Origin of the sequence: Gemmatimonas aurantiaca T-27 (genome assembly GCF_000010305.1) — a bacterium.
In the GTDB taxonomy this organism is placed as follows: domain Bacteria; phylum Gemmatimonadota; class Gemmatimonadetes; order Gemmatimonadales; family Gemmatimonadaceae; genus Gemmatimonas; species Gemmatimonas aurantiaca.
This window is the reverse complement of record NC_012489.1, coordinates 3,853,698-3,870,006: the sequence shown is the minus strand read 5'-3', so window position 1 is coordinate 3,870,006 and position 16,309 is coordinate 3,853,698. Positions and strand designations below refer to the sequence as shown.

Genomic DNA, 16,309 nt, shown 5'->3' with positions numbered 1-16,309 from the left:
GAAGGCGTCCGATCACCGATCGGGCGCCTTCGTCCTTTTCCGGAGCGTGCATGAGCCGACAGGCGCTGATGGTCATCGATGTGCAGCGGGCACTGTGTGAAGGTCCGGAGGCGGCCTTCGAAGCCGACGTGGTCATCGCGCGCATCGATGCGCTGGCGGCACGCGCACGGGCTGCCGGGTGTCCGGTGATCTTCGTGCAGCACGAGGGCACGAACGGGTACCTCGAGCGTGGCACGGAAGGCTGGGCATTGCCGCCCGCATTGCACACGTCCGGAGACGATCACTTCGTGGGCAAGACCACGCCGGACGCGTTCAATCGCACGCCACTGGCCGACCTGTTGGCCACGTTGCAGGTGCAGGAACTGGTGGTGTGTGGCATGCACACCGAGTTCTGTGTGGACACCACGGTGCGTCGCGCGCTTGCGCACGGTTTTCCGGTGTTGCTGGCCGGCGATGCGCATACGTCGAATGGCAACGAGCACCTCAGCGCGGCGCAAGTCATCGCTCACCACAATGTCACGCTGAGCAACGTGACCAGCTTCGGGCCGCGCGTTCGCATCGGCCGCGCCGATACGATCGTCTTCAGCGCGGCTTGAGTACGTCTTCGGTGGTGTACAGCTCGCGCATCACTGCGTGGAGCAGGGCTCCGGACGTGAAAGGCTTTTCGATGAAGGTGCGCTTGAGTGCGCCGCTGTTCTGCTGCGGAATGTCGGCGTCGGTGTAGCCGGACATCAACATCACCGGCATGGTCGGCCAACGTTCGGCAATGATGTTGGCGAGCGCCATGCCATTGAGCTCCGGCATCATCACATCCGACAGCACCAGACGCACTCTTTCGTGAACATCGTCAAGCTGCGCGATGGCCTCCACGCCATTGGCCGCTTCCACGACGTCGAAGCCATGGCGCTCCAGTAGGCGGCGGATCACGCCCCGGGTGGAAGGGTCGTCTTCCACCAGCAGAATGGTGCCGCTGTCGTGTATCAGCGGGGAGCCGCCGCCTGCGCGCGGTACCGGATCGGCGGCGCCTTCTGCCGCAGGCAGATAGACTTTGAATGTCGTGCCGCGACCCGGTTGGCTGTAGACCCAAATACTGCCGCCGAGCTGCGCGATGATACCATGCACGCCAGCGAGCCCGAGGCCCGTGCCTTTGCCCACCGGCTTGGTGGTGAAAAACGGCTCGAAGATGCGCGCCGTGGTGGCGTGATCCATGCCGATGCCGGTGTCGACCACGGTGAGACACACATAGCGCCGAGCACCCACCACGCCGGCCGCAGCGGGTTCGGTGGTGTCATCGAGCTCGCTCATCGTGGTGCGGAATGTGAGTCGTCCGCCCTGCGGCATCGCATCCGATGCGTTCACGGTGAGGTTCATCAGAACCTGTTCGATCTGACCTGGGTCGGCCAGCACCGTACTGATCGGGTGTCCAAGGTCGAGCCGGAATTCCACGTGTGAGGGCAGCACCCGTTGCAGCATTCGGTGGGCGTTGCGGATCACGTCATTCAGGTCGAGTCGCACGGGCTGCAGAATCTGCTGCCGGCTGAAGGCCAGCAACTGTCGTATCAGTTGTGCTGCGTGCGATGTCGCGTGCAGGATCTCGTCCATGTCCTTCGACATCGGACTCTCGGGTTCCAGCTCGGAACGCACCATCTCGGCATAGTTGCGCACCACCGTGAGCATGTTGTTGAAGTCGTGCGCAATACCACCAGCCAGCCGCCCCACGGCCTCGAGCTTCTGCGACTGCATCAACTGCGATTCGAGCTGGGCCTGCCTTTCCGCGCGCTGTGACATGGCGAGAAAGGACTCTTCGAGCAGATGGATCTCGTCGCGGCCGGCCTCACGAACCGCCCCCGAGGGCTGGTGCGCGTTGACGTCGTCGAACTGCCGCGTGATGACCACGAGGCGATTGGCAATTTTCCGACTGAACGCCCAGGCGAAGAGCGCGCCGAGCAGCGCCACGAGCACGGTGATGGGAATCATGCGCTCCACGAAAGACCGCAGGGGCGCGAGAATGCGGTCTTCCTCGTACTCCAGCCACACGACCCAGGGGGATCCGCCGATGCGTTCGGCGATGCTGATCGCCGGGCGTCCATCGGTACCGACCAGCCGCGCGATGGAATCGGGACGCACCATGACCGCGGGTTCCCGCACGACGCGCTGAAAGTCCGTCCAGACACTGGAGCCCGGTTGGCCCATCAGCATGGCGCTGGTGCCCACGATGCCCCGCACGGCATCGACACCCTGAGCCCGGATACGGCGCGTCTCCACGATGTACCCGACGTGACTCTCACCATCGTCACGCGTGTGCACGGGAGCGATCATTTCGTACTCCACCACGCCACCCACGTCGAGCAGCGGGCTCACACGAATGCCACCCGACGAGAACGCCTCGTGCATCGATGTGTCGACGGCCCATGGTGCGCCCACCGCTTCATGCGATGCCTTGGCGATACGGTGCTCACGGCCGGCCAGATCGAGGACCCGGATTTGCAGCCGGGCCGAATCCGTGGTGGCGAGTGCGACGGCCAGGATGCTGTCCACACCACGGACGTTCTGTCCGGTGGACAGGTGCTCGCGGACATGTGGATGGTTGGCCACCGCCAGAAGCTGAGCGCGCGCCGCGGTGTAACTATCAGCGAGCGATGATGCGAGCAGCACACCGCTCGACCGAAGCCGTGCCTCGGCGCTATCGTGCAGTACCGCCGAAAAGTGCTGATAGGTCGCCCACACCAACAACGCGCTCGTGGTGAGCACGATTCCCGTGATCAGCAGCGGGAACTTGAGAGCGATCGAGATTGGACGACGGCGCATTGGCAATCAGCGTGTCAGAACGGAGATAGCGTGCAAGCTACACTGTTGCCGCGGGGGGCGCTGGGGACCCGCGGAAGGTTGCGTCGTATCGTGCTGGGTCGCGTCCTGCCGACCCTGCTGCTGTTGGCGCTCGTTGGCGCCGTGGGATTGTGGTGGGCGGCGCGTGATGCTCTGGGGGGCGTTGTCGACGGTGAGCGTTTGACACGGGCCTCGCAGTCACCCCAGTGGCGCCATGAGCGCTTCGGCAATCCACTGCCGCGCGTCGACAGCGCCATGCTGAACACACTCGTGGCCTTTGCCTTCGGTGGATCGGCCTATCGCGTGCCCGGCGCACCGTTGCCCATGCAGGTGCGGCATCGGGCCGACTACAGCAGTCCTCCGGCCACCGGTCTGCGAGTGACATGGCTGGGGCATTCCACGATGCTGCTGGAGATCGACGGCGCGCGGGTGCTGATCGACCCAGTGTGGGGAGAACGGGTGTCGCCGTTCAGTTTCATGGGCCCCAAGCGGTTCCACGCGCCGCCACTGGCCATGAGCGAGCTGCCAGATGTGGATGTGGTGGTGATCTCCCACGATCACTACGATCACCTCGATATGCCGACGGTGAAGGCACTGCGTGATCACCACGTGCGCTGGATGGTGCCGCTGGGGGTCGGTGCACATCTGCAGGCGTGGGGCATTCCATCGGGAGAGATCACCGAGCTGGATTGGTGGGAAGATGCGCGGGTCGGTGATGTCACTCTCACGGCTACGCCGGCGCGCCACTTTTCGGGGCGTAGTCTGGGAGATGCCGATCGCACGCTGTGGTCGGGCTGGGTGATCGCCACGGCCGCACATCGGGTGTTCTACAGTGGTGATACCGCGATGCACGAAGAGTTCGATGACATCGGAGCGCGGCTTGGACCATTTGATCTCACGATGATCGAAGCCGGAGCCTACGATGCCCGCTGGGCCGATGTGCATCTCGGACCGGAACAGGCCGTGGAGGCACATCGCCTGGTGGGTGGCCGCGTGTTGCTGCCGGTGCATTGGGGGCTATTCGATCTCGCACTGCACGGATGGACGGAGCCCATCGAACGGGTGTTCGTGGCGGCCCAAGCGGCGCAGGTGACACTCGCCATGCCGCAGCCTGGTGCGATGATCGAACCGACGGCGATGGGTGTGCAGCCGCGTTGGTGGCCGGAGGTGCCGTGGGTGCCTTCAAACAAGGCGCCGGTGATCTCGTCCGGGCTGACACACAAGCTGGCGCGTGCGCGATAGGATGCCGGATCGCTACGCGCGTTCGCGGGTAGGGGGGTCGCCATGGATCCACTGACTCTGCTCCCGCATCGCTATCCCTTCCTCCTGCTCGATCGCATCGATGCGGTCCAGCCCGGGAAGTACGCCCTTGGCACCAAATTGGTGACGGGATCAGAGTGGAGTACCGTGGGCGTGCGGGTGGGGATGCCGGGCTATCCCGTACGGCGCGCGATGCCGCACACATTGATCGTCGAATCGCTGGCCCAGCTCACCGCGGCCGTGCTCACGGGATTGGTGGACGGCGGCGGTGATGCGATCGGGTATTTCATGGGCATCGACAAGGCCCGCTTCCGCGGTGAAGCGTTGCCGGGCGACGAACTCTCGCTGCGGGTCGATCTGCTGCAGTTCCGACGGGGCATCTGCCGCACACGTGGCGTGGCCACGGTGGACGGGCAACGACTCGTGCAGGCCGATCTCACCACCGTGTTGCGGCCTGCACCCAAAGCGGCGTCGCCAGCAGCTCCGCAGGCCTAGGCGTTGTTGCGCAGGCTCTTGCTGCGTTCCGTAGCCGCCAACACCCCCTTGATGAGCGTCACACGCAGCTTGCCTTCTTCCAGTGCCATCAGGCCATCGATGGTGCAGCCGGCTGGCGTCGTGACTTCATCCTTGAGCGCCGCGGGATGTACACCACGCTCCAGCACCATGCGCGATGCACCGGCCAGGGTCTGGGCCGCGAGCAGCGTGGCCGTTTCGCGTGACAGGCCGATTTTCACACCGGCTTCACTCAGCGATTCGATGATCAGGTAGACGTACGCCGGTCCGCAGCCACTGAGACCGGTCACGCCATCCATCAGCGACTCTTCCACCACGGCCGTACGTCCCAACGGCCCGAAGATGCGCTCCGCCGCTTCGAGGTGCTGCGGCCGCACACCCGTGCCGGCGCTGAACACCGTCATGCCTTCGCCGATCAGGCACGGCGTGTTGGGCATGGCACGGATGACGGTGGCCTTGTCGCCCGACCACTCGGCGAGTTGTCGCGTGGTGATGGACGCGCAGATCGAGAGCAGCAACTGATCGGCCGTGATCACCGGCGCGATCTCGCGCAGTACACGTTCCGCCTGATGCGGCTTCACGCACAGCAGCACGATTTCCGCGCCCTGCGCCGCTTCAGCGTTGTTGGTGGTGCAGGCCATGCCCAGGCGCTCGCGCACGTCGGCGGCACTCTCCTCGGTACGTGTGGAGCCGCGCAATGTGGCTTCCACACCGTACTTCGCGAGTCCCTGCGCCACGGCCTCGCCCATCTTGCCCATGCCGATGATGCCGATCTTCATCGCCTCAACCCCGTGTCTGTCCTGTTCCATCCATCAGCCAGCGCACGCTGGTGAGTTCCCGCAGTCCCACAGGGCCACGCACATGCAACTTCTGCGTGCTGATCCCCAATTCACCGCCCAATCCCAACTCGAACCCATCGGTGAAGCGCGTGGAGGCGTTCCAGTACACTGCCGCAGCATCGATTTCCTGCTGAAAACGATGGGCGGCTTCCGCGGATGCGGTGATGATAGACTCCGAATGCCGCGAGCCATGCATCTCGATATGCGCTATCGCGTCATCGAGTGAGTCCACCACCCGACTGTTCAGCACCAGGCTGAGATGCTCGGTGTCCCAGCTCGCTGTTGTCGCCGCCGACACCCGTGCGGCATCGGGCGTGAGTAGGGCCAGCGAGCGCTCACAACCCTGCCACTGTACCTGCGGCATGCGCACCTGCAGTGCCGGCAGCAACGCCGAGGCAACCTGCTGGTGTACGAGCAGTGTCTCCATCGCGTTGCAAACACCCGGGCGCTGGGTCTTGGCATTGAGCACGATGGCTTCTGCCATCGCCAGGTCGGCGTCGTGGTGCACGTACACGTGACACATGCCCCGGTCGTTCTTGATGACCGGAATGGACGAGGTGCGGGATACATAGTCGATCAACGCATCGCCGCCTCGCGGCACCACGACGTCGATCCACCGTTTCTGGCCGAGCAGAAACTCCACGATGCCGCGGTCCGGGTTGGCGATGCCCCACAGACAATCGGCACCAACGCCCGCTGCCGTCAGCGCCTCACCCAGCACGGCATACAGCACCGCGGTCGTGCGTGCGGACTCCTTGCCACCGCGCAGGATCATGGTGTTCCCGGCCTTGAAGCCCAGCGAGAAGGCCTCCACCGCCACGTTCGGTCGTGATTCGAAGATCATGAGGATCACGCCCAGCGGTGATCGCACCCGTCGTACGGCGAGGCCGTTGGCGAGCGTCTGTCGGTCCACCACTTCGCCCACCGGATCGGGCAGGGCTGCCACCTGTCGCAGGCTCACGGCCATGTGTGACACCCGCGCAGGCGTGAGCAACAGGCGATCGCGGAAGGCACTGTCGGCGGAACCCGGCAACGCCGCGATATCGTCGTGGTTGGCCGCGAGGATATCGTCGACGCGCTGTTCGAGCAAGTCGGCGGCCATTTGCAGCGTGGTGTTGCGCGCTTCGCTGGTGGTGGCACGGAGTCGACGCGCCGCATGGCGCAATGCCGAGAGCTGCTGGAGCATCGTGTCGGGCGTGAAAGCCGTCGTGGTCACTTTTCTCTCCGGCGCCGCATCGCATCGATACGGGTGCCCACGTCGGCATTGTTGGCCACCTGCAGCAGCACCGATGGGACGTCTCCCTGTACCAGCCATGTCTCCACGCCGTGTTCGGCCGCGAGTTGCGCGGCGCTCAGCTTGGAGTACATGCCACCGGTGCCGCGGGACGAGCCACTGCCCTTGTCGGTGCTGTCGAGCAACTCCTGAGTCACGCGCTTGAGATGGGAGACCCGCGTCGCGTGGGGATTCTTGCGCGGATCGCTGTCGTACAGGCCGGCCACGTCGGTGAGAATGAGCAGACGTTCGGCGCGCGTCACCCACGCCACGCGCGCGGAGAGACTGTCGTTGTCGCCAAACTTGATCTCTTCGGTGGCCACGGCGTCGTTTTCGTTGAGCACCGGCGTGACATCCCACGTGAGCAACTGCTCCACGGTGTTCTGGAAGTTGCGCCGACGTACGTCGTCCGCGATGTCGTCGTAGGTGAGCAGGATCTGCGCGCCGAGCAGCCCGGTGGCATTCAGCGCGAGGTTGTAGAGATCCATCACCATCGGCTGACCGATGGCACTCAGAGCCTGCTTCTCCGACAGGGTGCGGCCTTTCTTGCGCGCCGACGGCACGCGGTCGGCGGCCGAGGCAATGGCACCCGAGGTGACCCAGATGACCTCGATGTTGTGCTCGCGGCGCAATTGTGCGACTTGCTGCATCCACGCGCGCAGCAGCAGCGGGCCACCGCTCAGCACCATGTTGCTGCCCGCCTTCACCACCCAGCGGCGCATGCCCTGGGTGTTCCCGGTCTCCGTCTGCGACTTGCTCATATGTCGCAATCTGAACGAATACGGGGGTGCGAACCAAGTCGGGTGCCGCAACGGGATCGTCCCGGCAAGGCCGGGGCGAGTCGCGGATCCCGTGGGACGGCTGTCTACTCGTGCCGGATGGCGTCGATCGGGCTCAGTCGCCCGGCGCGGCGCGCGGGGTACGTCCCGAAAATCACACCGATCGCCACCGCCGCCGCGGCCGCGACCACCACCGTACTGGGTGACATCGTGAACGCCATCTGCTCGGCGCCCACCCACTTCCTGATACCCACCAGCGTGCCCGCGCTGATGACCGCGCCGAGCAACACACCCGCCGTGCTGCCAAAACACGAGACGGCCACGGCCTCGGTGAGGAATTGCCACTGAATGTCGCGTGCCCGGGCACCGATGGCCTTGCGAATGCCGATCTCGCGCGTGCGCTCGGTGACGTTCGCCAGCATGATGTTCATGATGCCGATACCACCGACCAGCAACGAGATGCCTGCCAGCGCGCCGAGAAAGAGCTTCATGATCATCAAGCCCTGCATGGCCTGCTCCAGCGTGCCTTCGCGGGTGGAGATCTGCACGGATGTCTCCCAGTCGCGATACCGGGTGGCCAGCCAGTCTTCCACTTCCTGCTTCACGCGCTGCACATCCTCCACCGACTCGGCCTTGAGCAAGATGGTGGGCGTGCGCAGCGTGGCAGAGCTACCCAACAGCGCACTCGCCGCGGCAAACGGCACCGTGGCGGCATACCCACGCTCTCCCTTGTAGGCCGCGTGAATGCCGATGACCTCCATGGGTATGCCATGCACGCGCACGAAGGCGCCCAGGATGGAATGAATGCCCCGTTCGGCGGCCAGCTCCGAGGCCAGCAGGTTCGACAACAGAATGACCGGGGCGTTGTGCGACGCCTCGCTGGCCGTGAACATGCGGCCGCCAATGAGGTTGGGCGGCGTGATCTGCTCCACCCCGGCGGTAGCGGCCGAGATGTTGACCTGACGTTGATTGCCGGTGCGGGCGTACGTTACGCGCGCCGTCCCGCCCAGTGTCATGGCGGCACCACGCAAGGGTGTGATGTCGCGACGGATGTCGTCGAGGTCCCGCAGCGTGAACACCGGATAGTTGCGCACCGGCACGTTCACACCGTTCACGTTCAGTTGTGTCAGTGAACGAATGGACAGGTTCTGCAGGTCGGTGGTGCGAGAGAGCTCTCCACGCACGAAACGCTGCATGGCGTCGCCCAGCGACAGCACCGACACCAGGGCGCCAACGCCGATGATCACGCCCAACGTGGACAGAATGGTGCGCAGCGGGTTCTCACGCAGTGAACCAATGCCCACCACCGCCGCTGCGAGGATGTTCGTGACCGAGCCATGCCGCGCGCCAGACGAAACCGCCGCGGGAGTGGTCATCGCGGCGGAGCTCCGTGCCCGATCAGGGCATAAAACCGATCTCGATAAGTCGCCGAAACAGGAATGAGCTTGTCGCGGATACTGAGGCGGTCCCGTTCCACCGCCTCGATCCGGTCGAGTGCCACCATGTACGACTTGTGCACTCGGCAGATGCGATCGACTGGAAGACGGGCTTCGAGTTCGGTCAGTGTTTCGGCCGTGGTGAGCCGTTTCTGTGTGGTGTGAATTTGCCGGTAGTCGCCGTCCCCTTCGATGTAGAGGATATCGGCGAGACGAACCTTCTCGAGGCGGAATTCCGTGCGCACGAAGATGAAACCCCGCTCGGCCGGCGCATCGACGACTGGCCGCAACGTCTGCGCACGCTCCACGGCCTGCACGAAGCGCTGGAACGTGATGGGTTTGAGCAGGTAGTCGGCCACCTTGAGGTCGTAGCCCTTGAGCGCAAACTCGGGGTGCGCCGTGGTGAGGATCACCTGACCATGCACCGTCATCGTTTCCAGCAATTCGATGCCCGTCATACCACCCAGACTGATGTCGAGAAACAGCAGGTCGACCGGATTGGCCAACAACCAGGACATCGCATCGGTGGCATTGTCGAACGTGCCCACGAGCTGCAGCAGGGGCAGCTTCGCGATGTAGTCGGTGAGACGTTCGGCCGCGAGCGGCTCGTCTTCAATGATGAGACAGCGCATGCGCAGCGGCGGAGAGAGACGCCAGATTCGTGACTGTGGCCGCGGGGGCGTGAAGGGACGGCGAGATTGGCGCACTCGCCAACTGCACGGACAGGTGCACGGAGTACACCGCGTCCTGATCGTCGATCTGCAACGTGAAGCGGCCGGCGTACAGCAGCTCGAGGCGGCGGCGAATGAGGTCGTTGCCCAGGCCACCGGCGAGCGCTGTACCATCAGTTACCGCCTGATCGCGTCGGGCCGGGTCATACCGATTGGCACAGGTGAAGCGCAGCGAGGTGTTGTCGACGGCGATGTCCACGGCGATGGCGCCCGTGGCTTTTTGCCCTGAGGCATGCTTGAACGCATTCTCGACAAACGGCACCAGCAGCATGGGGGCAATCAGGCTGCCCTGTCGGTTGCCGCGCACCGCATAGGTGACGGTGTCCGGGTTGCGCAGGCGTAGGCGCTGGAGCGCGATGTACTTGTCGAGGAAGGCCAGTTCGGTGTCGAGCGGTACCAGGTCGGCACGCGAATCATAGAGGACAAAACGCAGCAGCTCCGAGAGGCGCGTGAGGTACAGCGAGGCGGTCTCCGGGGCCCGCGTGATCAGCGTGTCGATGTTGTTCAGCGTGTTGAACAGGAAGTGCGGATCGAGGGTCGCGCGCATCAACGCCACTTCCATCTCGGTGGTGCGGCGGCGCAGGGCATCCCGTTCGGCAAAGTCATCGTACCAGCCCACAAAGCCCCGCATGATCGTGGCGATGGTCACGTGGATGGCCGCGATGCCACCGGTGGCCATCAGGAACGGGGTGATGCGATTGGCCGCGATGTAGATGGACGACGGATCGAGGATACGCGACGGCACGCCGGCCAGGCTCACGGCGGACGCGGAGAGCAGGGCCACGAGACCGCCCAGGATGAACGCACCGAATCGCCGGGTGGCCAGGAAGCGCGGCGCGAGAATGCCATAGGCGATGTAAAACGCCACGACGTTGGGCACGATGAGCTGAAACGCGAGGCGCGACCGAAACAGCAACGTCACCAGTCCCATCGGGCTACGTGTCTGGGCCTGCACGAGCGCGAAGATCAGCGCCATGAGCAGGAGGTACATGGCCCAGTATCCGGCGTGCAGCAGCAGCACGACGCCGCGCGGCATGGGCGACAGCGGCGTCTCGCCGGTATCGCGGCGGAGGCGGAAGGGGATCGGCAGCAGCATGGGCAGACGTTACAGCCCCTACGCTCCGGCCTCCAAGCGGATTCGGTAACCGGTGGTGTTCGCTCGGTGAACCACCCGGATCCTGCGATGAATCCGCATGAAGCGTTCGTGGATGAGGGGCCACAAACGCAGGAACGTGCACCCGTGAGAAATTACTTCAAGACACTGGCGTGATACTGATGCCTGACTTCTGCGTCAGTGATGTGATTCTTTGCTCCAGTACCGCGCGATCCTGAGTGTTCTCGGCAAGATTCACGGCTTCCCTCAGCGCGACGATCGCCTCTTCTACCCGCCCCGCGCGGTCGAGCATGTCGCCACGGGCGGCCGGCAACAGGTGATATCTCCGCAGTGCGGGATCCTCCGACAGTTCAGCCAATAACATCAAACCCTCGGCTGGACCGAAGGCCATCGACACCGCCACCGCTCGGTTGAGCTCCACCACCGGCGATCCGGTGAGTTCCACCAGCCCATCGTAGAGGGCCACGATGCGTACCCAGTCGGTCTCACTGGCCGTGGTGGCCCGGGCATGGCATGCGGCAATCGCGGCCTGCAAGGCATACGGGCCCAGCGTGCCGGTGAGTGATTCCGCCTGGGACTGCGCGGCCAGTCCACGACGGATTGCCAGTAGATCCCACCGGCTCCGGTCCTGGTCCAGCAACAGGACGGCCGTCCCGTTGGGTCCGATGCGCGCATCGGCGCGAGACCACTGCAGCTCCATCAGCGCCAGCAATCCGTGCGCTTCCGATACCTCCGGCATCAGTGCCGTCAGCAAGCGGGCCAGGCGCAGGGCTTCGTCTGCCAACGCGGGGCGCATCCAGTCGTCGCCGGCGCTGGCTGCGTACCCCTCATTGAAGACGAGGTACAGCACCCGGAGCACCGACCCCACCCTCTCACCGAGTGCGGCACCTCGCGGCATCTCGAACGGCACTCGCGATTCGTTGAGCGTGCGTTTGGCCCGTACGATGCGCTGTGCGATCGTCGACTCGGGCGCCAGATAGGCGCGGCCGATCTCCGCCGTGGTGAGACCGCCCAGTAGCCGCAATGTCAGTGCGACCTGCGCATCGACCGCCAGCACCGGATGACACGTCATGAAGAGCAGACGGAGCACGTCGTCGCCTACGTGATCGTCGAGTGCCTGCGCCCACTGGTCTTCGGGATGGACGCGCTGCTGTGCGTCGAGCTGCTCCGCCAGTTCGGCGTGTTTGCGTTCGAGGCGTTGCCCTCGTCGCAGTCCATCGATGGCGCGATGGCGGGCGCTCTGCATGAGCCACGCACCCGGGTTCTCGGGAATGCCACTCTGCGGCCACTGCGCCAATGCCGCCATCAGCGCGTCCTGTGCGAGGTCTTCCGCCGTGCTCACATCACCGGTGCGTCGCACCAAGGCGGCGATCAGACGGGCCGATTCTGCCCGCCAGATCGTCGCGACGGCGTGCCGGACCTCGTTGGTCCTGGCGTCGCCGGTCATCACTGGCCCGACTGCTGCGCCTCGACCTTGCTCCGCAGACGATCTTCCTGCGCCACCAGCTCCGGCGTCAGCTCCGCACCAAAGTCCTCGGATTCAAAACACGGGCGGAGTTCCACTTCCGATATCACCCCTTCCTCAGCCGGAATCCGGCGCGCCCAGGCGATGGCGTCGTCCATGGAGGCGACCTTCCAGATCCAGAAGCCGGCGATGAGCTCCTTCGTTTCCGCAAAGGGGCCATCAATGACCGTGATGGACTTCTTCCCCTCGAATCGCACCCGTTTGCCACGCACGCTGGGGTGCAACCCGTCACCGGCCAGCATCATGCCCGCATTGACGAGCTCTTCATTGAAGTTGCCCATCGCCGTCAGTTGTTCGGTGCTCGGCATGATGCCGTTTTCGCTTTCATGACTGGCCTTCACGATGACCATGACGCGCATGCTGTTGTCCTCTATGGGTTTAGATGTTTCCTGAAAGATCTCGGCAGGCACTGAACCACCAGACATCCCGCTCGCCTCATACGGGCGTCGAACGAGCGAAGCAGAAATCGACATCACAGCAAAAGAAATTTCGATCCTCCCTGACCGCCATTTCTTTCCCTTCCCTGTCTGCCGTTTTCGCGCGCAGCGCCCGCAGGAACCCTTTCATTCCGTTGTCGCCTCCGCCTCAGCCGGCCGTACCACCGGGACACCCGCCGCAATCAGCGTGCGGTCGTTCATCACCCAGAGGAGCTGCGCGCCCATGGCAATACCGGTCACGATCAGCAGCGTTTCGATGCGCACGTACTCCGACATCGGACCGAACACCAGCATGCCGAGCGGCATCATGGCCGTCTGCAGCATCGTGAAGATGGAGAACACCCGGCCCAGATAGTCGGGCTCGACATGTTCCTGCAACAACACCGTTGCCCCGGCGTTGTAGAGCGGCAGCGCCACGCCGAAGATGCCCATCGGAACGAGGTACGCCCAGAAGTTGGGCATCAGCCCCAGAAGCGATGTGCACACCGCCATGATGGCCGATGACAGCACCATGGTGTGAATGCGATTGGTGAAACCACCCCACCAGGCCATGATCGCACCACCCGTCATCATGCCCACCGAAAACGCCATTTCGATGGCAGTCAGGCGCCAGACATCGGAGCCGAAGGTGCGCACCACCTGGAGCGGCGTGAGGAAGGCTGCCGGTGCCACCAGTACCAGCAGCACTGCCACGAAGCTGAAGTACGGCACCAGGAAACGGTGGGCGCGGATGTAGTCGAAGCCGAGCCGCATATCGGCGAAGTACGACACCGACTGTGGCACGCCAGCCTTTTCATGCGGCGGGATCTTCAGGAACGCCGCCAGCAACGAAATGGCCACCGCAGCGGTGACGACATCGAGCAGAAACACGTATTCGAGCGGCCAGACCGACATCAGGAAACCGGCCAGCATCGGGGCACCGAAGAACGTCGCCGATTGCACCGTGCTCTGGATGCCGTTCACGCGCGCCAGTTGATCCGCCGGGACGAACTGAGGCAGCAGCGCACCCACGGCCGGCTGCTGGATGGCCTGGCCAATCGCGCGCACACCCGCCGTGATCATGATGAGCCACAACACGTTCTGCCCCGAGCGCAGCGCCAGCGCCAGGAGCAGCGTGACCACGGCAATGCTGCCGTCGGACAGGATGATGAGCCGTTTGCGATCCATGCGGTCGGCCCACACGCCAGCAAACGGAGACACGAGAAAGGCGGGGACAAAACCGCACAGGATGTATATGGTCATCAGCCAGCCGGACTTCGTGGCCAGCGTGACATGCCACATCAGCGCGTACTGCACCAGCGCGGTGCCGAACAGCGACAGCGCCTGACTGCCGAGAAAAAGCGCGGTCTTCTGTTTCCAGGTCATTGAGCAGATCCGAAGGGACGGGGAAGCCAACTTACGCTGATGCACGCCCTGACAACATTGTACGGTGGTGCATCATCCTACCGGTGTCACGTTCAACAGGAATGCCACAGTCATGCGTTCTCGGTGTCTTTTCCCCAGGCTGATCGTGGCCATGTGGCTCGCGGCCGGCATGTCCACACGCGTCGATGCACAGCAACTGCCGACAGGTACGATACTCTCGGTGCGCTTGCTCGATTCGCTCGAGGCGCGTGACACGTTTCGCGGACGAACCATCCGCGCTCAGGTGCTCACGCCCGTTCTGGTCAACGGACGCATCGCGATTGCACCGCGCGCTGAGGTCGCTGGAGTTGTGGACGAGGTCGGTACGGAGCGACTCGCCGGTGCACGCCGTACCGTGCGTGTGCGTTTCACGTCACTCACGTCCGACGGTATCACCCTACCGATCGACGCCATCGTGACCACCGTCGACAATGCCCGCGAAACCGTGGACAACGACGGGCGAATTCTGGGGCCGCCCCTGGCCAGTCTGGTGAAATCGCGCGCTGCCTGGTCCACGTTGCTGTTGGGTTCCGTGGACCCGGTGGCTGGTGCGTTGTTGTTCACGGCGGTGCGCGGCGAAGCGGAAGAGCGGCACCGACGTGTGGTGTTTCCGCCCGGCACCGACTTCACGTTGCGCATGCGGCAACCGATGACGCTGGGGGCGTGGCCCACCTATGTGCCTCCCGACACGCTCGTGCCCGATGCGGCAATGCGCGCGATGTTGACATCCCTGCCTGCCCGTGGCCTCACGGCCGGTGGACGTGGTCCGGGCGATTTCATCAACGTCATGTTACTGGGCACCGAGGCGCAGGTGCGCAGCGCTTTCACCGCCGCAGGGTGGGATACACCCGATCGCATGTCCACGCGCTCCGATTTCGAGACCTTCGTGCGCGCCGCAGCGGCGGAAGGGTATACCCACCAGCCCGTGTCGGCCCAGACGATGTTCGGACGCGATCCCGATCTCGTGTTTCAGCGCGTCACCGATACGTTTGCCAAACGCCATCATGTGCGCATCTGGCGCACCGACAGCATTCTCGCCGGTGTGCCCCTCTGGGTGGCCGCCGCCACGCACGACATTGGCGTGTTGATCTCGCGCGAGCACCGTGGCTTCACACATCGTGTGGAAGACAACATCGACATCGAGCGGGAAAAACTGGTCGGGGATCTGGTGGCGATGCAGCAGGTGGTCCAGCGCGGCGACTGGGCGCGAATCGCTCCAGCCGAGGACACACGAGGCACATTCCTTTCCGATTGGCGCGTGGCCATCGTGCGACTTCGGGAATAGGGACTTCGTGGATGGCGGTTCGCGCGGACTATATTGGCTTCATGCCGCGCGAACTGTCCTTTGCCGAGCTCCGGACGCTGCATGCGGCCGTGCTCTTTGATGCCTACGGTGTGTTGGTCAATGCGTCCGGGGCCCTGCCGGGCGCCGGTGACGCCGTACGATTGTTGCAGCGTCACGATCAGCCGTTCCTGGTGGTCACCAACGACGCGTCACGTTCTCCTGAGCGCGCGGCGCAGCGCCTCGCGAGACTCGGCGTGCCGGTCGAACCGGCCCACATCCTGTCTTCTGGCATGATGATCGGACCGGCACTGCACGCCCATGGGTTGGCGAATGGGCGCGTGGTCGTCCTGGGCACTGAGGACTCGGCCAACTATGCTCGCGAAGTCGGCGCCACGGTGGTCGACCCCTCACCTGATCATCCGGCCGACGCCGTGGTCATCGCGGATGAAGGCAGTATCGACCTGGTCGACTCGCTCGATGCCATTCTGTCGATGATTCTCGAGGCCCACCATCATGGGCGCATGCCACGCCTGATCCTGGCCAATCCCGACCTGATCTATCCGTCCGGCCTGCGGCGCTTCGGATTCACGGCTGGCGCGTTCGCCCGGATGCTCGAACAGGCACTCGAAGTCCTGTTGCACGAGGAAGCGCCAACGTTCGAAGTGCTCGGCAAACCATCTCCGATTCACTTCAATGCGGCGCTCGAGGCCATCGGCACACGCGATGTCGTGATGCTCGGCGACACCCTGCACACCGACATTGCCGGCGCGCAGACCGTGGGCATCGATTCGGCCATCGTGCTCACCGGTGTCACCACGCGCGCCAATGTGGCCACCGCACGCGACGTGGTGCCGACCTATCTGCTCAGTGGACTGACCTGACGCGTC

The 16,309-nt window shown here is 64.4% G+C and carries 15 protein-coding genes; 5 read left to right on the top strand and 10 right to left on the bottom strand.

What is annotated here, in order from left to right:
* Nucleotides 1–50 precede the first annotated feature (50 nt).
* Nucleotides 51–596, top strand: coding sequence for an isochorismatase family protein (locus GAU_RS16660; protein WP_015895074.1), 546 nt, complete (start codon nt 51–53; stop codon nt 594–596).
* Here the strand turns inward: GAU_RS16660 and GAU_RS21300 are convergent.
* On the bottom strand, nt 583–2,808 hold the full coding sequence (locus GAU_RS21300; protein ID WP_015895073.1) for a hybrid sensor histidine kinase/response regulator: 2,226 nt from the start codon (nt 2,806–2,808) through the stop codon (nt 583–585). The genes GAU_RS16660 and GAU_RS21300 overlap by 14 nt on opposite strands.
* Before the next feature lie 30 nt (nt 2,809–2,838).
* Here GAU_RS21300 and GAU_RS16650 point away from each other — a divergent pair, with 30 nt between their 5' ends.
* Nucleotides 2,839–4,068, top strand: a complete 1,230-nt coding sequence (locus tag GAU_RS16650; RefSeq protein WP_197526005.1) for an MBL fold metallo-hydrolase — start codon at nt 2,839–2,841, stop codon at nt 4,066–4,068.
* Nucleotides 4,069–4,110: 42 nt separating this feature from the next.
* On the top strand, nt 4,111–4,581 hold the full coding sequence (locus tag GAU_RS16645; protein WP_015895071.1) for a beta-hydroxyacyl-ACP dehydratase: 471 nt from the start codon (nt 4,111–4,113) through the stop codon (nt 4,579–4,581).
* On the opposite strand, the gene proC is transcribed toward GAU_RS16645, so the two are convergent.
* From proC to GAU_RS16600, 9 genes are all read right to left on the bottom strand, one after another.
* The gene (gene proC / locus GAU_RS16640; protein ID WP_015895070.1) at nt 4,578–5,378 is read right to left on the bottom strand and encodes a pyrroline-5-carboxylate reductase; all 801 of its coding nucleotides are present in this window, start codon (nt 5,376–5,378) and stop codon (nt 4,578–4,580) included. The two genes, GAU_RS16645 and proC, sit on opposite strands and share 4 nt — an antisense overlap.
* A 4-nt stretch (nt 5,379–5,382) precedes the next feature.
* Nucleotides 5,383–6,654, bottom strand: coding sequence for a glutamate-5-semialdehyde dehydrogenase (locus GAU_RS16635; RefSeq protein WP_015895069.1), 1,272 nt, complete (start codon nt 6,652–6,654; stop codon nt 5,383–5,385).
* Complete coding sequence (gene proB / locus GAU_RS16630) at nt 6,651–7,472, bottom strand: glutamate 5-kinase (RefSeq protein WP_015895068.1); 822 nt, start codon at nt 7,470–7,472, stop codon at nt 6,651–6,653. Before proB ends, GAU_RS16635 begins: the two co-directional genes overlap by 4 nt.
* 104 nt (nt 7,473–7,576) lie before the next feature.
* Nucleotides 7,577–8,866 carry an ABC transporter permease gene (locus tag GAU_RS16625; RefSeq protein WP_015895067.1) on the bottom strand — a complete coding sequence of 430 codons (1,290 nt, stop codon included), beginning with the start codon at nt 8,864–8,866 and terminating at the stop codon, nt 7,577–7,579.
* The gene (locus GAU_RS16620) at nt 8,863–9,558 is read right to left on the bottom strand and encodes a LytR/AlgR family response regulator transcription factor (protein ID WP_015895066.1); all 696 of its coding nucleotides are present in this window, start codon (nt 9,556–9,558) and stop codon (nt 8,863–8,865) included. Before GAU_RS16620 ends, GAU_RS16625 begins: the two co-directional genes overlap by 4 nt.
* Complete coding sequence (locus GAU_RS16615) at nt 9,539–10,753, bottom strand: sensor histidine kinase (protein ID WP_041265631.1); 1,215 nt, start codon at nt 10,751–10,753, stop codon at nt 9,539–9,541. The genes GAU_RS16620 and GAU_RS16615 overlap by 20 nt, the downstream gene beginning before the upstream one ends.
* A 157-nt stretch (nt 10,754–10,910) precedes the next feature.
* Nucleotides 10,911–12,218: an RNA polymerase sigma factor gene (locus tag GAU_RS16610; RefSeq protein ID WP_015895064.1), complete on the bottom strand. Its 1,308-nt coding sequence runs from the start codon at nt 12,216–12,218 to the stop codon at nt 10,911–10,913.
* Nucleotides 12,218–12,655 (bottom strand): YciI family protein, encoded by a 438-nt coding sequence (locus GAU_RS16605; RefSeq protein WP_015895063.1) that lies wholly within the window; start codon nt 12,653–12,655, stop codon nt 12,218–12,220. Before GAU_RS16605 ends, GAU_RS16610 begins: the two co-directional genes overlap by 1 nt.
* Before the next feature lie 204 nt (nt 12,656–12,859).
* Complete coding sequence (locus tag GAU_RS16600) at nt 12,860–14,098, bottom strand: MFS transporter (RefSeq protein WP_041265630.1); 1,239 nt, start codon at nt 14,096–14,098, stop codon at nt 12,860–12,862.
* 151 nt (nt 14,099–14,249) lie between these two features.
* Here GAU_RS16600 and GAU_RS21295 point away from each other — a divergent pair, with 151 nt between their 5' ends.
* Together GAU_RS21295 and GAU_RS16590 are read left to right on the top strand one after the other, a co-directional pair.
* Nucleotides 14,250–15,422 carry an LssY C-terminal domain-containing protein gene (locus GAU_RS21295; RefSeq protein ID WP_052574512.1) on the top strand — a complete coding sequence of 391 codons (1,173 nt, stop codon included), beginning with the start codon at nt 14,250–14,252 and terminating at the stop codon, nt 15,420–15,422.
* A 41-nt stretch (nt 15,423–15,463) separates the two neighbouring features.
* Nucleotides 15,464–16,303, top strand: a complete 840-nt coding sequence (locus GAU_RS16590) for an HAD-IIA family hydrolase (protein ID WP_015895060.1) — start codon at nt 15,464–15,466, stop codon at nt 16,301–16,303.
* Nucleotides 16,304–16,309 lie beyond the last annotated feature (6 nt).